Source organism: Providencia hangzhouensis (assembly GCF_029193595.2).
Taxonomy (GTDB): domain Bacteria; phylum Pseudomonadota; class Gammaproteobacteria; order Enterobacterales; family Enterobacteriaceae; genus Providencia; species Providencia hangzhouensis.
Genome location: NZ_CP135052.1, coordinates 2,174,170 through 2,191,681 on the forward strand (window position 1 = coordinate 2,174,170; position 17,512 = coordinate 2,191,681).

Below are 17,512 nucleotides of genomic sequence, written 5' to 3' on the forward strand. Positions count from 1 at the left end.
GTATTGTTAAAGAGCATTAACCTTGTGGGTTAATATGAGATAAAGAATAAACCATAAAAGACAGTTGTCAACTGTTAAAAACAAATAAATAACCAATTTGTTTATCTTTTCCGTGAATAAAAAAGCCAGCTCGAGGCTGGCTGTAAATGTAATGCTTTGTTTTACTTTTCGTTTTTACTAATTATGAACTCTATAAAGTCTTGTATCTTTTCTTTTTCGTTATCGGGCAATGCCGCAAATTTTTTATGATCGTAATGAAGAACATCTGAATCATCTTTAGACATGAGTAATTCGTATGGCTTACGGCCTAAGGCTTCCGCAATAGCAGCAACGCTATCAACAGTAGCACTGGACTCATTCTTAATAATGCGGTTTACAGTGGCTTGGCCTAAACCGGATTTAACTGATAACTGGGCCTGTGATTTAAAGCCATCAATTAGCATGAATGTTGTGATGTTATCACCAAGTATGCGCCCAATGTCGGTAGGCTGGCGGGCTAATTCGTCTGCAATCTGTTCAGCAGGGACATTCAAGTGATCCTTGTCCATGTAATACTTAGGTAGCTTGGTAAGGTGCTCAATCTTTCTAGCAATAGGATCGCTAAGCGAGCGATGACTTTTCATATCTGATGACATTAAATAACGAGAAATAACATTAGGAGCACAACCAAGCGCTGCCGCTAGGCTCTTCTGTTTCCCTTCGTAATGCTTTTCTATCACAAAGACAAGATTGTCTCTTCTGATATCCTGAATGCTTTTCACTGTATTTTTCCCTTGCGTTTATTTTGTTCGATATTGTTTATTCTGTTTATCTATTAAATATCAAATTAACCTTTGAGGTAAATTCCCAATTTGTTTATCATTATTTAAAATCTTGATTGATGTTTATCTTTTTAGGTGGTTAATATGGCATTTACAGACTTCAAAACATTCTGGAATGGTCTATCTAAACGTGAACGCCAGCAATTTGCAGACAGCGCAAACCTGACCGTTCAGTATATTTCTATTCATCTACGCTATTGCAGTCGTAGCGTGTCATTACAGACAGCTAAGCGGTTACAGAAAGCTCTTAACTCATTCGGTATAGAGCTAACGTTAGACCAAATAGCAGACAAATTTATGAAGTAAATCACACTAGGCCGCGAAAGCGGTCTTTTTTTGATTGGATGGATAAACAATAGATCTTTTATGGTTGATTTATTTTTTATTGCTGTGTAATCTCATACCAAGTCACACAACATAATGAGGTCAAAACGTGAAAGTTACGTCAAGAATGGAAGCTGCTTCCCAAGGCAAGCTGCGCTATTTCACAGGTAAGAAATGTAAAAACGGTCATATTGCTGAGCGTTATGTTGCTAATGGTGCTTGCGTTACATGTAACTACGAAAGCTCCATGGAGTATAGGTCAACATTAAAGCAATTAATTATCAATGCTAAGTGAGTGGTGTTTGTATGCGTGATTACGGAAAGGTTTCTCCGCAATTTTGGATTGGAAAAACGGGTAAGGAGATCCGAGAGAAAGGGCATGAGGCTCTTATTGTGTCGATGTACCTGCTTACGAACCCGCACGCAAACATGATCGGTATGTATTACCTACCAATTATCTATATTGCGCATGAAACAGGATTGGGCTTAGAAGGGGCTTCAAAGGGGCTTCAAAGGTGTGTTGAATCGGGTTTTTGCCACTATGACGAAACTGCGGAAGTTGTTTGGGTTGTCGAAATGGCAAAGTACCAAATAGCCACGTCATTAAAACCATCAGATAACCGATGTATAGGTATACAAAGAGAGTATGAAAGTCAGCCTAAAAATCTATTTTTATCAGATTTTTACGATAAATATGAATCAAGTTTTAACCTGACAGAAAAGCGTGAATCATCAGTAAAAAATGAAAGGGGCTTCGGAGGGGCTTCAAAGACCCTTGGAAGCCAAGAGCAGGAACAGGAGCAAGAACAGGAACAGAAAGTAAAACCCCCCATACCCCCCAAAGTTAAAAAAGTTAAGGTTAATGATTTTGAATATCCAAATGAATTGAACCTAGAAGCATGGGAAGAATGGATGCAGTACCGCAAGGAGTTAAAACTAACAGCATACGATAAATCAGAAAGGAGCCTAAAGGCGGCAATCACAAAGTTGTTAAACCTATCTGGTGGGAACAAAGACACACAAGCAAGAATTGTATTCCAGTCAATATCAAATGGCTGGCAGGGCTTATTTGCATTAAAAGGTGATGATTATGGCACAGGCGAATTCAAATTTGATCCAGCTGCGGGGAAGTCGAGAGCAGTTCAGAAAGTCGAACACGCAATCAGGGCAAAGCACGGACAGGAATATCTCGACTCTTTGGCTCAAACTGACGGAGCTGTATGGGGACAAATGGACCAACAAGAATGGAGCGGAACCGTCATTGATGTGGAAACAAGCGCTAAGCGCATTGAGTGACCAGCAACTGGACGGATTGTTTAAATTCTGTATCGACCGCTGCATGAACGGAAACCCATGGCCACCAGAATTATCAGACGTGATTGTCGCGTTATCTGATGACTCTGTTAAGCAAAACCCTTTTGGTATTCCGTTTGATGTGATGCTTACTGACTGGAAACGCTATTGTCGTGATCGTGGCATGTATGACAGCGCTGAAATGTACCCATACCGCCATCATGTTCAGTATTGGATATTTACAGATACGCGCAGAAAGATGATTGATCTACGCATGACCGAGCCAGAAGTTGAAAAGACCTTGAAGAAATCATTGCTTGAATGGTCTGAGAAGGTAGCCGCTGGTGGAAAAATACCAAAGCCAACTCTAAGGCTTGCTGATAAATCAAAACCTCGTCCTGCTTGGATGGATTTAATTGAAAAAGGTAAACAACGGAGACAATAAGATTCAAAGGTTATCAAAATCGCAAGCAGGATTAACATACAGGCGCTTTTGATATGCAGGATGATAAATCCCATAGGTTTAGTGTAAAAATCAAATGTAGAGCATTACAGAGCGTTTTAAAGGGTGGTAAGAAAATCAATTCTTACTGATTTTTTATGGTTGAAAAGATAAACAAATTGTTTATATTAACCGCGTGGGTTAATCGAATTCGAGGTAATGGTTATGTTATTTCAGGATAGAGTTATAGAGCTACTCAAAGGCGGTCAAAGCATGTCGTTAAAAGCGATTAGAGACCATTTTGAAAGCAACGGTATTAAGGTTCCATATTGCACTGCAAAGGACGCCTTGAACCAACTGGAACAGTTTAATGTTGTTTTATTGGTAACCGTTGAAGAGGGCGGGATAAGAGCATTTGGCTACAAGCTGAATGATAACTACGAGACTGGTTTAGCTAGACAAGCTAGCAGTAGTCAACGCCACAAGGTGAGAACCAGTAAGCCAAAGAAAGTTAAATCACCAGTCGTGATACCTGAATATGGCCCATGGTGCCAAACAGGTGAACCAGCGCGATTACAAATTATGTTCAATGAATTACTAGCAAAACCGAGAGCTAAGCGCATTAAGCGAGGCTTAGCTGTATGAAAACCCTTGAATATCCAGTTGTTCCCGTACCTAAGCCGCGCATGACGCAGCGTGACAAATGGCAGAAGCGTCCAGCCGTAATGCGTTACAGGGCGTTCTGTGACGAGGTGAGAGCAAGAGGCATTAATCTGCCTGAGAGCGATTACCACGTGATTTTTGTTATGCCTATGCCTAAGTCATGGAGCAAGGAAAAACAGGCTGAAATGGACGGTAAGCCACACCAGCAAAAGCCAGACAAGGACAACTTAGAGAAAGCCTTGCTGGACGCCATCTTTGACGATGATTCGCGTATCTGGGATGGGCGAGTTTCTAAGGTGTGGGGCCACACTGGAATGATAACGGTAAGGTTACCGCAATAATCGACAAATCATGAACTTGTTACCAGTGGGTAAGTTTGTGAGCGGATTAACGAATCGTTGAATGAATGAGGTAAGTCCTTATGAGTCCAGAAGATTTTATCAGAAAGAACATCATTCAGAAGCTTCAGGAGCTTGATTATCAGGGGGGGGGCATTACAGCTTGCTGCTGATGAAGGTATCGCACATTACCGCAGATGTTCACAGGCAAGTAAGCGCGGCGCCATGTTTGATGATTGCTTTCACGTAGCAAAAGTTTGGATGGATAAGTACGGCGGTAACACAAAGGCTAAGCCTAAGCGCCGTGGGAAAACAGTAGTTAAACAAGTTTCGTTATTTTGAGGGTAAGGTTATGAGCGATAAAGAGTTTAAAGAAATGATGTATAAAAAACCGCATGAAATGGCTCAATGCGGTAGTCCAGTGCCAGCTACAGGTAATTTGCGTGACCAGTTCGCTATGGCTGCTATGCAGGGGGATTGGGCGGCACAGGATGAGCGTTCAGGTTATTTTGATGAAAACTCTGGTGAAGCAACGTTTAGTAAGAGTGCTGAGATGTACTACCGCATGGCTGATGCAATGCTGAAAACTAGGGGTAAATAACCATGGCAGATATCGACGCAATCAGGCTGTGCTACGACATTCTTGACGGCTCTACATCACCTGAAAATATCTCATCTCAAGAAGTGTATGCGATTTGTACGTATCTTGATGATGTTGTTCGTGAAAACCTCTCATTCACTCAACAAAAGCCTGTGGCATTCATGGATAGCGAAGGCGAGGTGATTAGTGCAGTTAAGAAAGAGTTTGAGCAGTTAACGGGAGGTAATCACGTTGGTTTCGATATTCCGTTAATTCAACTAAACAAACAATCGTGACATGTCACGCAAGGTTAAATTAAAAATGACACATGCGGAATTATGCGAAATAGCAGTTAATTTTCTAAATAAAAATGGATTCAAAGTTGCTTTCGGTGACAGATTTCAAACAGTGAACAATACAGGCGAACAACCTGACGCCATTGGGTTTAGAAACGGTTCAAGCTGCTTGCTTGAAGCAAAGATAAGTCGTTCTGATTTTCTAGCAGACAAGAAAAAAAGGTTTAGAAGAAACCCTGAACTTGGCATGGGAGATTGGCGATTTTATATCTCACCTCCTGAGATTATCAAAATAGAAGACCTGCCAGTTGGCTGGGGGTTATTACATGTTAAAGGTAAAAAAGTTTATAAAGTTCATGGATGGCCTGGTAATTGCGAATGGTACACAGAGAAGCCTTTCAATTCAAATAAGCAAGCTGAGTGCAATCATTTGTATAGTGCACTCCGCAGGCTGCAAATTCGCGGGTATTTACATGAAATATATGATGGCTATCCAAATAAAAAAGGCGGTGTAGCATGATTAAACGTTACTTGGTCTTTGCTGCATTCTGGTGTGTGTTCGCCGTATCTGTAGGGATGTTATTCAATGGCTAAATCACCAGCAGAGCGTAAAGCAGCGCAACGTAAGCGCCAGCGTGAAGCTGGCTTGGTTACTCCGCAGTGGCAGGTCGAAGTCGAAGAGCACGAGATGATTAAGCGCAATTGTGCATTGCGTAGACCAGGGCGCGAACCGTACGACGAATCGGAATACATTCAAATGCTCATACGTAACGATGATGCACGGCTAAAGCGTGAGATTGCGGAGTTATCAAAGCGGTGCTGTGGTAAGTGTGGGGAGCAGCTACCAGTAGCCAATTGTTGCTTATCTGGTGCCGCTGAGTGCTGGAATACTAAAGGGTGGCATGAGATTAAATTGGAGGTAGAATAACTGGTAAATTAATTTAATGGGAGTGGTTATGTTACAGGAATTAACGTTTTTACCTATTACTGCTTTAGTTACATCCACAGTTGCAGTGTCATTATTTTTAGTTAAGGAGATATTGGAATTGATAAGGAAAAGAAAAAAGAATAAAAAAGACGTTCAGTGGATTAGAATTATTGGCTGCATGGAAGCTTATTGCGTCATGCGGCAAATTAATTTTTTTATTGAGTTTTCAAAGAAAATTAAAGGTGCTAATAAGTTGGATTTAATTTTATCGCCAAACCAGTTATGGAAGCAGATAAGAATCCTAAAGACCAATGACGCTAAGGCGTATGTTACAATACCAAAATTTCCTAAGGAATTTGATAATTTATTTTTATTGGAAGTTATAAAAATATCACCAGAACTACAACCGACATTAGAGGATTTAAATTTTACCATTGAGTCAATGTCGAGACGCATAGACATTTGTGTAGACTCTATAACTAGAAATGATATTGATGTATTAACGACAATATCTGAACGTATGTCTAGTGGTGAAGATGGCATAGTAAAGGGTTTACTACCATTTATTGGTAAGTTTGAAAGAGAAATTAATATCAGGCCATCCTACAAAAAGCTATGGTTAGAAATAAAAGAACATTACAAATACAAACCTAATGTTAATTGAAGTTTATCTTTTCAGTGGTCATAATAACCGCAGAGGTGATGATTATGACCACAAAGAAACCACGTAAGCCACCAGCCAGAAAACCTACACAGCTTAACGCTAAAATGGAGCGCTTCTGTCAGGAATATATCAAAGCCCCTGATAATCAAACCAATGCAGCTTTAGCAGCAGGCTATGCTGCAGGTAGCGCCTGTAAGCGTGCATCCCAACTCATGAAAGATCCTCGCGTCATTGACCGTATCGCACAGCTTATGCAGCAGCGTAATAAGCGCAAGAAGCTAGACGCTGACAGTGTGTTAGAGCGATTGGTTAATATGCTGGATGCCGATATTGCCGACATACTAACCAATACGGGCGATATCAAGCCTATCAGTGAATGGTCACCTATTTGGCGCAAGAGCGTTGCAGCGTTCGATATCATCGATATTGACGGCGACACGCGAATCAAGAAAGTTAAGTTACTCGACAAGGTAAAGATATTAGAGCTTGTTGGTAAGCACGTTGACGTCAACGCATTCCGTGAGCGCTATCAGGTCGATGTAACTATTTCCCTTGCTGATAAGTTGGCAGCAGCCCGTAAGCGTGCCGCTGGTGGTGAGCAATGATTGATACCATGTCGCCAGAAGAGCAGCTAATCAACGATATCGGCATGTTTACGCATGACCCGTTAAGTTATGCGCTTTACGCATTTCCTTGGGGGGAAGCTGGTACCGAACTTGAAAATGCTAATGGTCCTCGGCAATGGCAAGCGGAAGCACTAAACGAAATAGGCGAACATCTGAGAAATCCAGAGACACGGCACCAACCTCTACAGCTTGCTAGGGCATCAGGTCACGGTATCGGTAAATCTGCTTTCATATCGATGATCATCAAGTGGGGCATGGACACATGCGAAGATTGCAAGGTGGTTGTCACTGCCAATACAGAAAACCAGCTACGAACTAAAACATGGCCAGAGATAGCGAAGTGGCAGCGCCTATCTATCACCAAGGATTGGTTTACATGCACCAAAACAGCTATCTACTCCAATGACCCCAATCATGCTAATGCTTGGCGTGCTGATGCTGTGCCATGGTCGGAGAACAATACGGAAGCATTCGCAGGGCTACACAACCAAGGCAAGCGCATCATTCTGATTTTCGATGAAGCCTCTAACATTGCGGATCTAGTATGGGAAGTAGCTGAAGGAGCTTTGACGGATGAGAATACAGAAATCATCTGGATAGCATTTGGTAACCCGACGCGTAATACAGGCCGCTTCCGCGAGTGTTTTCGTAAGTTTAAGCACCGCTGGAAAACTAAGCAGATTGATAGCCGTACGGTTGAAGGTACCAACAAAGAGCAGATTGATAAATGGATAGAGGACAGGGGCGAGGATAGCGACTTTGTTAAGGTTCGTGTGCGCGGTATCTTTCCATCAACATCTGAAACCCAATTTATACCCACTGGCCTAACTGATGCAGCAATGAAGCGCACAGTAACACAAGCCGAAGTATCACACGCACCAATTATCATAGGTGTTGATCCTGCATATTCTGGTGATGATGATGCCGTAATTTATTTGCGGCAAGGGCTGCACAGTAAATGCCTGTGGACGGGTAACAAAACTACTGACGATATCGTTATGGCAAAGCGTATTGCTGACTATGAGGATCAGTATCAGGCTGATGCTGTGCATATCGACTTTGGCTACGGTACTGGTATTTATTCAGTTGGTATGAGTTGGGGGCGAGATTGGCAGCTTGTGCAATTCAATGGCGCATCAACTGACCCACAAATGCTGAACAAGCGCGGAGAAATGTATAACAATGTTAAGTCATGGCTCAAGATAGGCGGGGCTATTGACGATCAAGACGTTGCCGAGGATTTATCAACACCAGAGTACAAGGTGGAGCTAAGCGGTAAAATACTATTAGAATCCAAGGTTGATATTAAAAAACGTATTGGACGCTCACCAGGTAAAGGTGATGCGCTAGCGTTAACATTTGCTTACCCAGTCACCAAAAAAGAACGCCACAACATTTCTACATCTAGTCAGGGAAGTAACGTTGTTAGTGATGCTGATTACGATCCATATGCCTAACTAACAGGCAAAAAAAAAACCTCACAGCGAGGGCAAATGTAAGCAAAGGAAAGTCACTTGATAACGGGCAAAGGAATATCCGACTAACGACCGATAACCAAAATGTATATCTTGGTTTTATATTTGTCAAATAAGATATACAATAAATCATAAAGTATATTATTGTTTATTTTGCTGAGGTGTTATATGTGCGGAAATATCCTAGGTGGTACCCCAAAGATTAAAACCCCTCCACCAGTTCAGGCAGCGCCACAAGAGCAGGACGAGGCTGTAGTAGGTTCGCGTGATGAAGAGCTACGCCGCCGCCGTGCTGCCGCTGGTCGTAAGTCAACATTGCTAACAGGTGCGCAGGGTACAACCAATGCAGCATCAACCAGCGGTAAAACGCTACTTGGTCAGTAACCTAACGGGGGCGGTATGAGTTTAAAGCAGGATTTATTAAAACAACTCTCACAGCTTAAGAATGAGCGCCAATCATTTGAGCCGCACTGGAAAGAGCTTGCAGAGTATACTCGCCCTCGTAGTACTCGTTTTAACACATCAGAAGTTAATCGCGGTGATAGACGTAATACGAAAATCATCGACCAAGAAGCGGCTAAATCAGAGCGTACTTTATCAAGTGGCATGATGTCAGGGATAACTAGCCCTGCCCGTAAGTGGTTCCGTTTGGCTACGCCAGACCCTGACATGATGAATTATAGCCCTGTAAAAATGTGGCTTGAAGTCGTTGAGCAACGCATGAACGAAGTGTTCAACCGTTCCAATATCTATCAATCACTACCGCAAACTTATTCCGATATTGGCACCTTTGCCACCAGCGCATTAGCTGTGCTGGAAGATAACGAGCGAGTTATTCGCACTGTACCTTTTCCAGTTGGTAGTTATTACATTGCTAATGGACCTGACTTAACCGTAGACACTTGTTTCCGTGAATTCAGCATGACAGTGCGCCAGTTGGTTATGGAGTTCGGGTTAGACAATGTGAGTGAACAGGTTAAAAGCATGTGGGACTCTGGCAACTATAGCCAGTGGATCACCGTCATTCATTCAGTTTACCCGAATTTAAACCGCATCAGCGGAAAGCTGGACGCTAAGAACAAGCTATTTAAATCCGTTTACTTTGAAATGGGTGGCGATAGCGACCGTGTTCTACGTGAATCTGGCTTTGATGAGTTCCCTATCATGGCACCACGTTGGGAAGTTAACGGCGAAGACGTCTACGGTTCATCGTGCCCCGGTATGATTGCGTTAGGTAGCGTTAAAGCATTGCAGCTATTGCAGCGCCGCAAAGCACAGCAGATTGATAAAGTCACTAACCCACCAATGCAAGCGCCTGCATCGATTAAGAATCAACGAATTTCCCTTGTGCCGGGTGGAATAACTTATCTACCAATGGCTGGCGCTGACCAAATGATTAAGCCGATATTTCAAGTACAGGCCGACATTAACGGCTTGATTGCTGATATTGGTGATACTCGTAATCAAATCAAAGAGGCCTATTTCTCTGACCTTTTCATGATGATGCAGTCTGTAAACACGCGCTCAATGCCTGTTGAGGCAGTAATTGAAATGCGTGAAGAGAAGTTACTCATGTTAGGGCCTGTCTTACAACGCTTGGATTCTGAACTACTCGACAAGTTAATTAATCGTACGTTCGCAATCATGGCGCGTAAAAACCTATTACCCGTGCCACCAGAAGAAATGCAGGGTATGCAGCTTAAGGTTGAATACATTTCCGTAATGGCACAAGCGCAAAAATCCATTGGAGCAAGCAGCATTGAGCGCTTTGTAGGCTTCGTTGGTGGTTTGGCGAATATGAAACCAGAGGCACTCGACAAGCTGAACACCGACGAAATGATTGATAACTACGCTGAATCAATCGGTGTTTCCCCAACTATCGTTTCCTCTAATGACCAAGTGGCTGCTATTCGTCAGCAACGCGCAGAGCAACAACAGCAGATGCAACAACAGCAAATGGCACAAGAGGCGATTGCTGGTGCTCAGGCTCTTGGCAATACCCCTATGGACGATAACAGCGCCTTAGCTGCGCTTGCTGGTGGTGGTCAATGACACAGTTTGATGATTACACCGAAGAGGAAAAGGCAGCGATTCAGGCTGATTTAGAGCTTAAAGACAAGCTTAGAAAAGAACGTGAAGACGATGATTTAAAACAGGTTATGAATACTGAGTTCGGTCGTCGCTTTATCTGGAAAATTTTATCTGCGAGTGGAGTTTTCCATTCTTCTTTTTCTTCTGATCCCTATAGCACAGCATTTAATGAGGGCGCGCGTAATAAGGGATTGGAGCTGTTTAAAAATGTAATGAGTGTTTGCCCTGATCTCTATTTGGTCATGGCAGAAGAAGCCAAAGAACAGGAGAACAATCAATGAATTTATTTCAACGCTTGGTGTTTCGTCGCCTTTGTAATGAGGTTTCAGTTCATGGTGGCGAGGGTGCAGCTGCGACAACCACAGAAACTACAGCGGTTAAAACTGAAACATCAACAACGGCTGATCAGACTACGACTACTAGTACAGAAACTGACAAGACTAATGATGCGTCCAGTACTAAGCAGGAAGATACTGACAAGAAGCCTGTAAGCACTGCACCTGAAAAGTATGAGTTTACGGCTGGCGAAGGTCAGGAACTGGACAAAGAAGCTGTAGCGGCGTTTGAGCCTATCGCGCGTGAACTTGGTTTAAGCAACGAGCAGGCGCAAAAGATTGTTGATGTGTACGGCTCTACGATTATGCCGCAAATTGCTAAACAGCAAGAGGCCGCATGGCAAAAGCAAGTAACCGAATGGGCAGAAACGGTTAAAGCAGATAAAGAGCTTGGTTCCGTTGAGTCTATTGGTAACGCGCAAAAAGCTATGGATCAATTCGGTACGCCAGAGCTCAAGCAATATTTAAATGATTCAGGACTAGGTAATCATCCTGAGTTATTCCGTATTTTTTCAAGAATTGGCAAGGCCATGTCTGAGGACGGTTTTGTTAGTGGCAGCAGTGAAAACGCTCGCAGTGCTGCGGATGTTCTTTTTGGTGATAGCAAATAAGGTATAGGAGAAAATTATGCCTCAAGCTCTAACATTGGCTGACTGGGCTAAGCGTCAAGACCCAAACAGCAAGCAAGCGAAGATCGTTGAACTGCTCAACCAGTCTAACGAAATTCTTGATGATATGGTTTTTGTTGAAGGTAACTTACCTACAGGCCATCGTACAACTGTCCGCACCGGTTTACCTTCTGCAACTTGGCGTTTGTTGAACTATGGTGTGCCGCCAAGCAAATCAACTACTGCACAAGTTACAGATGCTACAGGTATGCTGGAAACTTACTCAGAAGTTGATAAAGAACTTGCTGATATTAATGGTAATACAAGTGAGTTTTTATTGTCAGAAGCACAGGCCTTCATTGAATCCATGAACCAGCAAATGGCTGAAACATTGTTTTATGGTGATACTACTGTACACGCACAGCGCTTCACTGGTTTGTCAGCACGCTTCAATGATTTAAACGCTAAGAATGGTGTAAACATCATTGATGCTGGTGGCACTGGCAGCAATTTAACTTCTATTTGGTTAGTGGTGTGGGGGCAGAATACCGTTCATGGCATCTATCCTAAAGGTTCTAAGGCTGGTCTTGAACAGAAACACTTAGGCGAAGTTACATTAGAAGATAAAGACGGTGGTAAATATCAAGGCTACCGTACCCATTTCCAATGGAAAAATGGTCTAACTATGCGCGATTGGCGTTATGTGGTTCGTATCGCTAACGTTGACCTCTCCAAGTTAACCAAAGATCCAGAAGCAGCAGGGGCTATCGACTTGCCTGATTTATTGATTCAGGCGATTGAGAAAATCCCTAATCTGTCTATGGGTAAACCTGTTTTCTATTGTAATCAGCAAGTTCGTAGCTGGATGCGCCGCCAGATTAAAAACTCAAAGAACGTCAATATTTCTATGCAAGAAGTTGCAGGGAAGAAGGTTGTTTCTTTTGATGAAATCCCTGTGCGCCGTACCGATGCAATTCTCACAACTGAGGATCAGGTGGTCGCTAAGTAAGGCTGGCCTATTGTGCGGTGCCTGAATGGGTGCCGCTAACTTAATTTTGTTGGGAGTTCGCAACATGATTTTAGATAAAGAAACCCTATTTTCTCTCGACCAAGCAGTGACCGCATCAGCGACTGCGACCAGTATCATTGACCTAACGCCAGTTAAAGGTGATTTCCGTGATATCGGTATCGGTGAGCCGCTGCAATTGTTTGCACAGGTTACTGAGCAAGCTACAGCGGCAGGTGAAGCAAAAGTACAAATCGTATTGGAAACATCAGCAGACAAAGCATTTACAACGCCTGTTGCTATCTTCCAGTCATTTGCTATGCCAATTGCAGACCTGAACGCAGGTAAGCGCATTATCGGTACCGTTCCGCATGGTGTTATTAAATATCTGCGTCTGCGTTACGTTGTAACAGATGGGCCATTAACTGCAGGTAAGTTTACATCTGGTATCGTACTTAACACTGATGCTCATCCTATCTACAACGCCGTAACTAATTAAGGTGTGACATGTCACGATATAAAGTTTTGAAAAAATCATTTATCGCTGGTCGTCTGCTTGAGGTTGGGGAAGAGGTTGAATACAGCGGTATTGCTGGCAGCAACTTAAAGTTGATTGGTGGTGATGATGCTAAGCCTGATACTGGCGCTTTGGTTGATGGTGCTGGTGGTGATAGTGGTGAGGTTGTAACCAATACTGTTATCAGTGGATCAGGCGATACGGTTGATTCTAGCCTTGAAGCTTTGCGCGAACAGTACACACAGCTATTTGGCAAAGCCCCTCATCACAACATGGGCGCAGATAAAATGCGTACCGCGATAGATGAAAAGCGTAAAGAACTTGGGGTGTAACCCCCGATGCTAAAGGGGGCGAAAGCCCCTTTTTCTTTTGGAGTAACTCTAATGGCCTCAGAAATTGAAATCTGTAACTTAGCGCTTAGTCGTATTGGTAATAGCCGATTCATTAATAGCCTCAGCGAAAAAAGCAAAGAAGCGGAGCAATGCAATTTACACTTCAATCATTGCCGCGATACTACGCTATCTGATTTCCCTTGGAACTTTGCCAGCAAGCGCGTTGCTTTGGCTGATACCAACAACCCGCCACCAGACTGGAAATTTGCCTATAGCTACCCAACCGACTGTTTAAAGGCAGTAGCCATTATTCAATCTGGCCAGAAATATCCTCAGCCACATAATGCAATTAATTTTCTTGTGGGTTCGGATGCTGACGGCACAGGAAAACTGATTTACTGCGACCAACCGCAAGCATGGCTTCAATACACTGCGTCAGTCACTGATGTGAACATGTTTGATTCTCTATTCATAGATGCGCTGGCATGGCGTTTAGCTGGCGAACTAGCACGCCCATTGGCTTCAAATTCTGGCATGGGTAATGAAGCCCTACAAATTTATACCATGGCGATTGCTAACGCTGGTGCGCATTCCCTTGATGAATCATCAGAGCCTAACGATTACATGGATCCATTCACCGAAGCGAGGTTATCGTAATGGCTTATAGCATCATTCAACCGAGTTTTTCTGGTGGCGAAATTGCACCTAGCCTCTATGGTCGCATCGACTTAGCGAAGTATTCAACCGCTTTGCGTAAGTGCTCTAATTTCATCGTGCGTCAATATGGCGGCATTGAAAATAGACCAGGCACTAAGTTTATTGCTGCGGCAAAATACCCTAACAAGAAATGCCGCCTGATCCCGTTCCAGTTCAGCACAGTGCAAACATACGCCCTTGAAATGGGTGATAAGTATATGCGAGTGATTAAAGATGGTGGACAGGTACTTTATGCAGATGGTGAGCACAAAGGCGAAATATTCGAACTAGCAACGCCATACAAAGAAGCTGACCTATTCAATTTAAAATTCACACAGTCAGCGGACGTAATGACTATCGTACATGCTGATTATCCACCAATGGAACTACAGCGTTATGATCATGACGATTGGAGGCTGGTACCCGTTGAAACGCGCAATGGGCCATTCGAAGATATCAACACGGATAAAGAACGTAAATTATACGTTAGCGCCAGTACAGGTGATGTAACGCTGACGGCAACGCATAATATCTTTGGCGCTGAATTAGTTGGTAAGCAAATTTACATTGAGCAGCAAGCGATTGATGCTGTGCCCGTATGGGAAACAGACAAGACGACTAATGTTAGTGATCAACGCCGTGCAGGTGCTAATTACTACCGCGCTAATACTGCAGGTAAAAGCGGAACATTAAGGCCATCACATACAGAAGGTATGAGTTGGGATGGTTGGGGCGGTGATGCGGGTATTCAGTGGGAGTATCTTCACAGTGGTTTTGGTATTGTTAAAATCAACTCTGTTGGTGCTGACGGTTTAACGGCGACTGGTAAAGTTGTTTCATACATTCCATCCAATGCCGTTGGTGAAGAAAACGCTACATACAAGTGGGCGCGGTCGGTCTGGAATGATGTTGACGGCTACCCAAGCACCGTTATGTATTATCAGCAGCGCTTATTTTTTGCTGGCTCTCGTGCTTATCCTCAAACGATTTGGGCTAGTCGTAGCGGGGACTATAAAGACTTTGGTAAGAATAACCCCATACAAGATGATGACCGTATCATCTACACGTATGCAGGGCGCCAAGTTAATGAAATTCGTCACTTAATTGATGTGGGTTCGCTGGTGGCCTTAACGTCTGGCGGTGAGTATCAAATCACCGGGGATCAAAACAAAGTATTAACGCCTAGTAGCTTCTCTTTTTCTTCACAAGGTGCCAATGGCTGTAGCGATGTGCCACCTATTGCCGTTGCTAATATTGCCTTGTACATCCAAGAAAAAGGTAGCGCAGTGCGTGACCTTGCGTATTCATTTGATGTTGACGGGTACCAAGGAACCGATTTAACCATAATGGCCAATCACCTATTTCAGCGCCACCAGATTATTGATTGGGCGTTTTCTATTGTTCCTTATTCAATAGCTTGGTGTATTCGTGACGATGGTAAATTGCTTTCATTGACGTACCTCAGGGAGCAGCAAGTATTTGCTTGGGCGCCACAAGATACAGACGGGCAATTTGAATCAACCTGCAGTATTAGTGAAGGCAATGAGGATGCGGTTTATTTCATTGTATGCCGTAAAATTGGTGGCAGTACCGTACGTTACATAGAGCGTTTAAGTAGTCGTCTATTTACCAAAACAGAGGATGCTTTCTTTGTTGATTCAGGCCTAAGTTATGACGGCAGAAATAAAGATGAATCAAGCACTGTTCATTTAACCACAGTCGATAACTGGACGTACGAAGGTGATATTACCTTAACCGCCAGCAATGCCATTTTTAAAGATAGTGATATCGGTAACGCCATTCACTTACCTTACTTTGAAGATGAAGAAAACAAAACGCTACGCTGTGAAATTACCGAGTTTATTAATACTCATGCAGTGCGAGTAACACCTAATCGTGATGTGCCTGAATTGCTACAGGATAAGCCGTTAATCGAATGGGGCTTTGCGCGTTTCCGTTTTGAAGGGCTACAGCATATCGAAGATAAAACCACCAGCATTCTAGCCGATGCAAATGTATTGCCTCAGCAAAATGTATCTGGTGGCGCGGTGTCATTAGAAGAGCCAGCCGTAGTGGTTCACATTGGGCTACCGTACGTTAGCGATATGGAAACCTTAGATATTCATATCAATGGGCAAGAAACGCTACTCGACAAAAAGAAACTGGTTAAGGTGGCAAGCCTTATTGTTAATTCAAGCCGTGGTATATGGGCCGGTACCGAAAAAGACCGGTTATATGAATATGCTCAGCGTGAATTTGAGTTCTATGATAACCCGGTTAATGATGCTACTGGCGTAGTAGAAATTAATCTTGATGCACAGTGGAGCAAAAACGGCCGTGTGTATGTCAGGCAGTCTGATCCGTTACCTTTATCTATCCTCGCAGCGATACCGCGTTTAGATGTGGGAGGCTTCTAATATGGCAAAGAGTGTTGTTCAAATCGTACCCGCAACATTAGAGCACGCACGGGCATTGGTACCGCATGTTAGACAAGCTGATATTGATGAATTCTATGCATTGAATCTATCAACGCCTGAGGAGGTTTTAGCCTCGGGCATTAACCTATCTACAAAATCATGGGCTGCTATTTTCAATGGTGAAGTGGCGGCTGTCTTTGGCGTGTCGCCTGCGTCCATTATCGGCGGTGTTGGTATCCCTTGGTTAGTTGGCTCAGATGTTTTAGAGAAGCATCAAAAAGCCTTTCTACGCCGTTGTAAGCCATTCGTTGGCTTAATGCTACAAATCTATCCTGAACTGCTTAATTACGTTGATGAGCGCAATTACATTGCTAAAGCGTGGCTGCATTGGCTAGGGTTCAAACTAGAAGATGCACAGCCAATTGGTGCGCTTAACTATCCATTTCATAAATTCACGATGAATGCGAGGGCGAAATAATGTGTAGTCCAGCCATTTTAGCAGGGGGCATTCTAGCCTCGGCAGGTATGCAGGCATATAGCCAATATCAATCCGGTAAGTTTAATGCCGATGTAGCCAACCAAAATGCACGCCAGAACGAGCAAGCGGCGAATGATTCAATCAATCGTGGCAATGCTGAGGCAGAGAAACAGCGTTCACGTACGCGACAACTAGCAGGCTCACAAGCGGCGACAATGTCAGCGAGTGGCCTTGATTTAAGTTCAGCAGGTGCCCTTGATATGTTCGGCGATACCGCGGCAATGGGTGAGCTTGACGCTTTGACGTTAGTTAATAATGCAAGTCGTGAAGCGTACGGCCTACGCATGCAAGCCGCTAATGACAGACTACAGGGTAAAATGGCACGCCGTGAGGGTAATTTTGGCGCTGCTACAACATTATTAACTGCACCAATCAAAGCCTACGGTGCATATCAATTGGCTGGTGGTACATGGGATCCGTTCTCTGGTACATCAGGCGCGGCAGCTGGTGGCAGTACAAGCAACAACATGTTTGATATTGCTAAGAAAAGCGGTACCAATCGTTTTGTATTTTAAGGGGTGA

At 43.5% G+C, this 17,512-nt stretch carries 25 protein-coding genes; 24 read left to right on the forward strand and 1 reads right to left on the reverse strand.

Features of this window, described 5'->3' with window-relative positions; genetic code table 11:
• Positions 1-161: 161 nt before the first annotated feature.
• A complete protein-coding gene (locus PZ638_RS09705) occupies positions 162-761 on the reverse strand; it encodes a helix-turn-helix domain-containing protein (RefSeq protein WP_061063964.1) in 600 nt (199 codons plus the stop codon).
• A 144-nt stretch (positions 762-905) separates the two neighbouring features.
• On the opposite strand from PZ638_RS09705, the gene PZ638_RS09710 reads away from it, so the two are divergent.
• From PZ638_RS09710 to PZ638_RS09825, 24 genes are all read left to right on the forward strand, one after another.
• Positions 906-1,127 (forward strand): hypothetical protein, encoded by a 222-nt coding sequence (locus PZ638_RS09710; RefSeq protein WP_061063965.1) that lies wholly within the window; start codon positions 906-908, stop codon positions 1,125-1,127.
• A gap of 324 nt (positions 1,128-1,451) precedes the next feature.
• Positions 1,452-2,441, forward strand: coding sequence for a hypothetical protein (locus PZ638_RS09715; RefSeq protein ID WP_275612148.1), 990 nt, complete (start codon positions 1,452-1,454; stop codon positions 2,439-2,441).
• Positions 2,410-2,883, forward strand: coding sequence for a replication protein P (locus PZ638_RS09720; RefSeq protein ID WP_275612149.1), 474 nt, complete (start codon positions 2,410-2,412; stop codon positions 2,881-2,883). Before PZ638_RS09715 ends, PZ638_RS09720 begins: the two co-directional genes overlap by 32 nt.
• A gap of 222 nt (positions 2,884-3,105) precedes the next feature.
• On the forward strand, positions 3,106-3,525 hold the full coding sequence (locus PZ638_RS09725; protein ID WP_231136826.1) for a hypothetical protein: 420 nt from the start codon (positions 3,106-3,108) through the stop codon (positions 3,523-3,525).
• Positions 3,522-3,884, forward strand: coding sequence for a RusA family crossover junction endodeoxyribonuclease (locus PZ638_RS09730; protein ID WP_239407196.1), 363 nt, complete (start codon positions 3,522-3,524; stop codon positions 3,882-3,884). The genes PZ638_RS09725 and PZ638_RS09730 overlap by 4 nt, the downstream gene beginning before the upstream one ends.
• Before the next feature lie 132 nt (positions 3,885-4,016).
• Positions 4,017-4,223 carry a hypothetical protein gene (locus PZ638_RS09735; RefSeq protein WP_006658842.1) on the forward strand — a complete coding sequence of 69 codons (207 nt, stop codon included), beginning with the start codon at positions 4,017-4,019 and terminating at the stop codon, positions 4,221-4,223.
• 10 nt (positions 4,224-4,233) lie between these two features.
• Entirely contained in the window at positions 4,234-4,482 is a 249-nt protein-coding gene (locus tag PZ638_RS09740; protein WP_275612150.1) for a hypothetical protein, read from the forward strand.
• 2 nt (positions 4,483-4,484) lie between these two features.
• Entirely contained in the window at positions 4,485-4,757 is a 273-nt protein-coding gene (locus tag PZ638_RS09745; protein ID WP_239407193.1) for a hypothetical protein, read from the forward strand.
• A gap of 25 nt (positions 4,758-4,782) precedes the next feature.
• Positions 4,783-5,277, forward strand: a complete 495-nt coding sequence (locus tag PZ638_RS09750) for a hypothetical protein (RefSeq protein ID WP_239407192.1) — start codon at positions 4,783-4,785, stop codon at positions 5,275-5,277.
• Positions 5,278-5,343: 66 nt separating this feature from the next.
• The gene (locus PZ638_RS09755; protein WP_144141197.1) at positions 5,344-5,685 is read left to right on the forward strand and encodes a hypothetical protein; all 342 of its coding nucleotides are present in this window, start codon (positions 5,344-5,346) and stop codon (positions 5,683-5,685) included.
• A gap of 28 nt (positions 5,686-5,713) precedes the next feature.
• On the forward strand, positions 5,714-6,349 hold the full coding sequence (locus PZ638_RS09760; RefSeq protein WP_144141199.1) for a hypothetical protein: 636 nt from the start codon (positions 5,714-5,716) through the stop codon (positions 6,347-6,349).
• A gap of 38 nt (positions 6,350-6,387) precedes the next feature.
• Complete coding sequence (locus tag PZ638_RS09765; protein ID WP_414703352.1) at positions 6,388-6,954, forward strand: terminase small subunit; 567 nt, start codon at positions 6,388-6,390, stop codon at positions 6,952-6,954.
• Positions 6,951-8,432, forward strand: a complete 1,482-nt coding sequence (locus PZ638_RS09770) for a terminase (RefSeq protein ID WP_275612152.1) — start codon at positions 6,951-6,953, stop codon at positions 8,430-8,432. Before PZ638_RS09765 ends, PZ638_RS09770 begins: the two co-directional genes overlap by 4 nt.
• Positions 8,433-8,618: 186 nt before the next feature.
• Positions 8,619-8,834, forward strand: a complete 216-nt coding sequence (locus PZ638_RS09775; protein WP_004253720.1) for a hypothetical protein — start codon at positions 8,619-8,621, stop codon at positions 8,832-8,834.
• 15 nt (positions 8,835-8,849) lie between these two features.
• Positions 8,850-10,502: a portal protein gene (locus PZ638_RS09780; RefSeq protein ID WP_144141205.1), complete on the forward strand. Its 1,653-nt coding sequence runs from the start codon at positions 8,850-8,852 to the stop codon at positions 10,500-10,502.
• Complete coding sequence (locus PZ638_RS09785) at positions 10,499-10,822, forward strand: Bbp19 family protein (protein ID WP_275612153.1); 324 nt, start codon at positions 10,499-10,501, stop codon at positions 10,820-10,822. The genes PZ638_RS09780 and PZ638_RS09785 overlap by 4 nt, the downstream gene beginning before the upstream one ends.
• Positions 10,819-11,487, forward strand: coding sequence for a peptidase (locus PZ638_RS09790; RefSeq protein ID WP_275612154.1), 669 nt, complete (start codon positions 10,819-10,821; stop codon positions 11,485-11,487). Before PZ638_RS09785 ends, PZ638_RS09790 begins: the two co-directional genes overlap by 4 nt.
• 16 nt (positions 11,488-11,503) lie before the next feature.
• On the forward strand, positions 11,504-12,493 hold the full coding sequence (locus tag PZ638_RS09795) for a major capsid protein (RefSeq protein WP_210853106.1): 990 nt from the start codon (positions 11,504-11,506) through the stop codon (positions 12,491-12,493).
• Positions 12,494-12,557: 64 nt separating this feature from the next.
• The gene (locus tag PZ638_RS09800) at positions 12,558-12,989 is read left to right on the forward strand and encodes a Bbp16 family capsid cement protein (protein WP_275612168.1); all 432 of its coding nucleotides are present in this window, start codon (positions 12,558-12,560) and stop codon (positions 12,987-12,989) included.
• Positions 12,990-12,997: 8 nt separating this feature from the next.
• On the forward strand, positions 12,998-13,339 hold the full coding sequence (locus PZ638_RS09805) for a hypothetical protein (protein WP_272516265.1): 342 nt from the start codon (positions 12,998-13,000) through the stop codon (positions 13,337-13,339).
• Positions 13,340-13,390: 51 nt separating this feature from the next.
• Complete coding sequence (locus PZ638_RS09810; RefSeq protein ID WP_275612155.1) at positions 13,391-13,996, forward strand: phage connector family protein; 606 nt, start codon at positions 13,391-13,393, stop codon at positions 13,994-13,996.
• Positions 13,996-16,452 (forward strand): phage tail protein, encoded by a 2,457-nt coding sequence (locus PZ638_RS09815; RefSeq protein ID WP_275612156.1) that lies wholly within the window; start codon positions 13,996-13,998, stop codon positions 16,450-16,452. Before PZ638_RS09810 ends, PZ638_RS09815 begins: the two co-directional genes overlap by 1 nt.
• On the forward strand, positions 16,436-16,930 hold the full coding sequence (locus tag PZ638_RS09820) for a hypothetical protein (protein WP_275612157.1): 495 nt from the start codon (positions 16,436-16,438) through the stop codon (positions 16,928-16,930). The genes PZ638_RS09815 and PZ638_RS09820 overlap by 17 nt, the downstream gene beginning before the upstream one ends.
• The gene (locus PZ638_RS09825) at positions 16,930-17,505 is read left to right on the forward strand and encodes a hypothetical protein (RefSeq protein ID WP_275612158.1); all 576 of its coding nucleotides are present in this window, start codon (positions 16,930-16,932) and stop codon (positions 17,503-17,505) included. Before PZ638_RS09820 ends, PZ638_RS09825 begins: the two co-directional genes overlap by 1 nt.
• Positions 17,506-17,512 lie beyond the last annotated feature (7 nt).

Coding starts and splice junctions, on each gene's coding strand:
- PZ638_RS09795 (WP_210853106.1), top strand. CDS start 11,504: ATGCCTCAAGCTCTAACATTGGCTGACTGGGCTAAGCGTCAAGACCCA.
- PZ638_RS09745 (WP_239407193.1), top strand. CDS start 4,485: ATGGCAGATATCGACGCAATCAGGCTGTGCTACGACATTCTTGACGGC.
- PZ638_RS09715 (WP_275612148.1), top strand. CDS start 1,452: ATGCGTGATTACGGAAAGGTTTCTCCGCAATTTTGGATTGGAAAAACG.
- PZ638_RS09805 (WP_272516265.1), top strand. CDS start 12,998: ATGTCACGATATAAAGTTTTGAAAAAATCATTTATCGCTGGTCGTCTG.
- PZ638_RS09755 (WP_144141197.1), top strand. CDS start 5,344: ATGGCTAAATCACCAGCAGAGCGTAAAGCAGCGCAACGTAAGCGCCAG.
- PZ638_RS09760 (WP_144141199.1), top strand. CDS start 5,714: ATGTTACAGGAATTAACGTTTTTACCTATTACTGCTTTAGTTACATCC.
- PZ638_RS09780 (WP_144141205.1), top strand. CDS start 8,850: ATGAGTTTAAAGCAGGATTTATTAAAACAACTCTCACAGCTTAAGAAT.
- PZ638_RS09770 (WP_275612152.1), top strand. CDS start 6,951: ATGATTGATACCATGTCGCCAGAAGAGCAGCTAATCAACGATATCGGC.
- PZ638_RS09750 (WP_239407192.1), top strand. CDS start 4,783: ATGACACATGCGGAATTATGCGAAATAGCAGTTAATTTTCTAAATAAA.
- PZ638_RS09775 (WP_004253720.1), top strand. CDS start 8,619: ATGTGCGGAAATATCCTAGGTGGTACCCCAAAGATTAAAACCCCTCCA.
- PZ638_RS09820 (WP_275612157.1), top strand. CDS start 16,436: ATGTGGGAGGCTTCTAATATGGCAAAGAGTGTTGTTCAAATCGTACCC.
- PZ638_RS09785 (WP_275612153.1), top strand. CDS start 10,499: ATGACACAGTTTGATGATTACACCGAAGAGGAAAAGGCAGCGATTCAG.
- PZ638_RS09825 (WP_275612158.1), top strand. CDS start 16,930: ATGTGTAGTCCAGCCATTTTAGCAGGGGGCATTCTAGCCTCGGCAGGT.
- PZ638_RS09790 (WP_275612154.1), top strand. CDS start 10,819: ATGAATTTATTTCAACGCTTGGTGTTTCGTCGCCTTTGTAATGAGGTT.
- PZ638_RS09710 (WP_061063965.1), top strand. CDS start 906: ATGGCATTTACAGACTTCAAAACATTCTGGAATGGTCTATCTAAACGT.
- PZ638_RS09810 (WP_275612155.1), top strand. CDS start 13,391: ATGGCCTCAGAAATTGAAATCTGTAACTTAGCGCTTAGTCGTATTGGT.
- PZ638_RS09815 (WP_275612156.1), top strand. CDS start 13,996: ATGGCTTATAGCATCATTCAACCGAGTTTTTCTGGTGGCGAAATTGCA.
- PZ638_RS09740 (WP_275612150.1), top strand. CDS start 4,234: ATGAGCGATAAAGAGTTTAAAGAAATGATGTATAAAAAACCGCATGAA.
- PZ638_RS09725 (WP_231136826.1), top strand. CDS start 3,106: ATGTTATTTCAGGATAGAGTTATAGAGCTACTCAAAGGCGGTCAAAGC.
- PZ638_RS09720 (WP_275612149.1), top strand. CDS start 2,410: ATGTGGAAACAAGCGCTAAGCGCATTGAGTGACCAGCAACTGGACGGA.
- PZ638_RS09800 (WP_275612168.1), top strand. CDS start 12,558: ATGATTTTAGATAAAGAAACCCTATTTTCTCTCGACCAAGCAGTGACC.
- PZ638_RS09765 (WP_414703352.1), top strand. CDS start 6,388: ATGATTATGACCACAAAGAAACCACGTAAGCCACCAGCCAGAAAACCT.
- PZ638_RS09730 (WP_239407196.1), top strand. CDS start 3,522: ATGAAAACCCTTGAATATCCAGTTGTTCCCGTACCTAAGCCGCGCATG.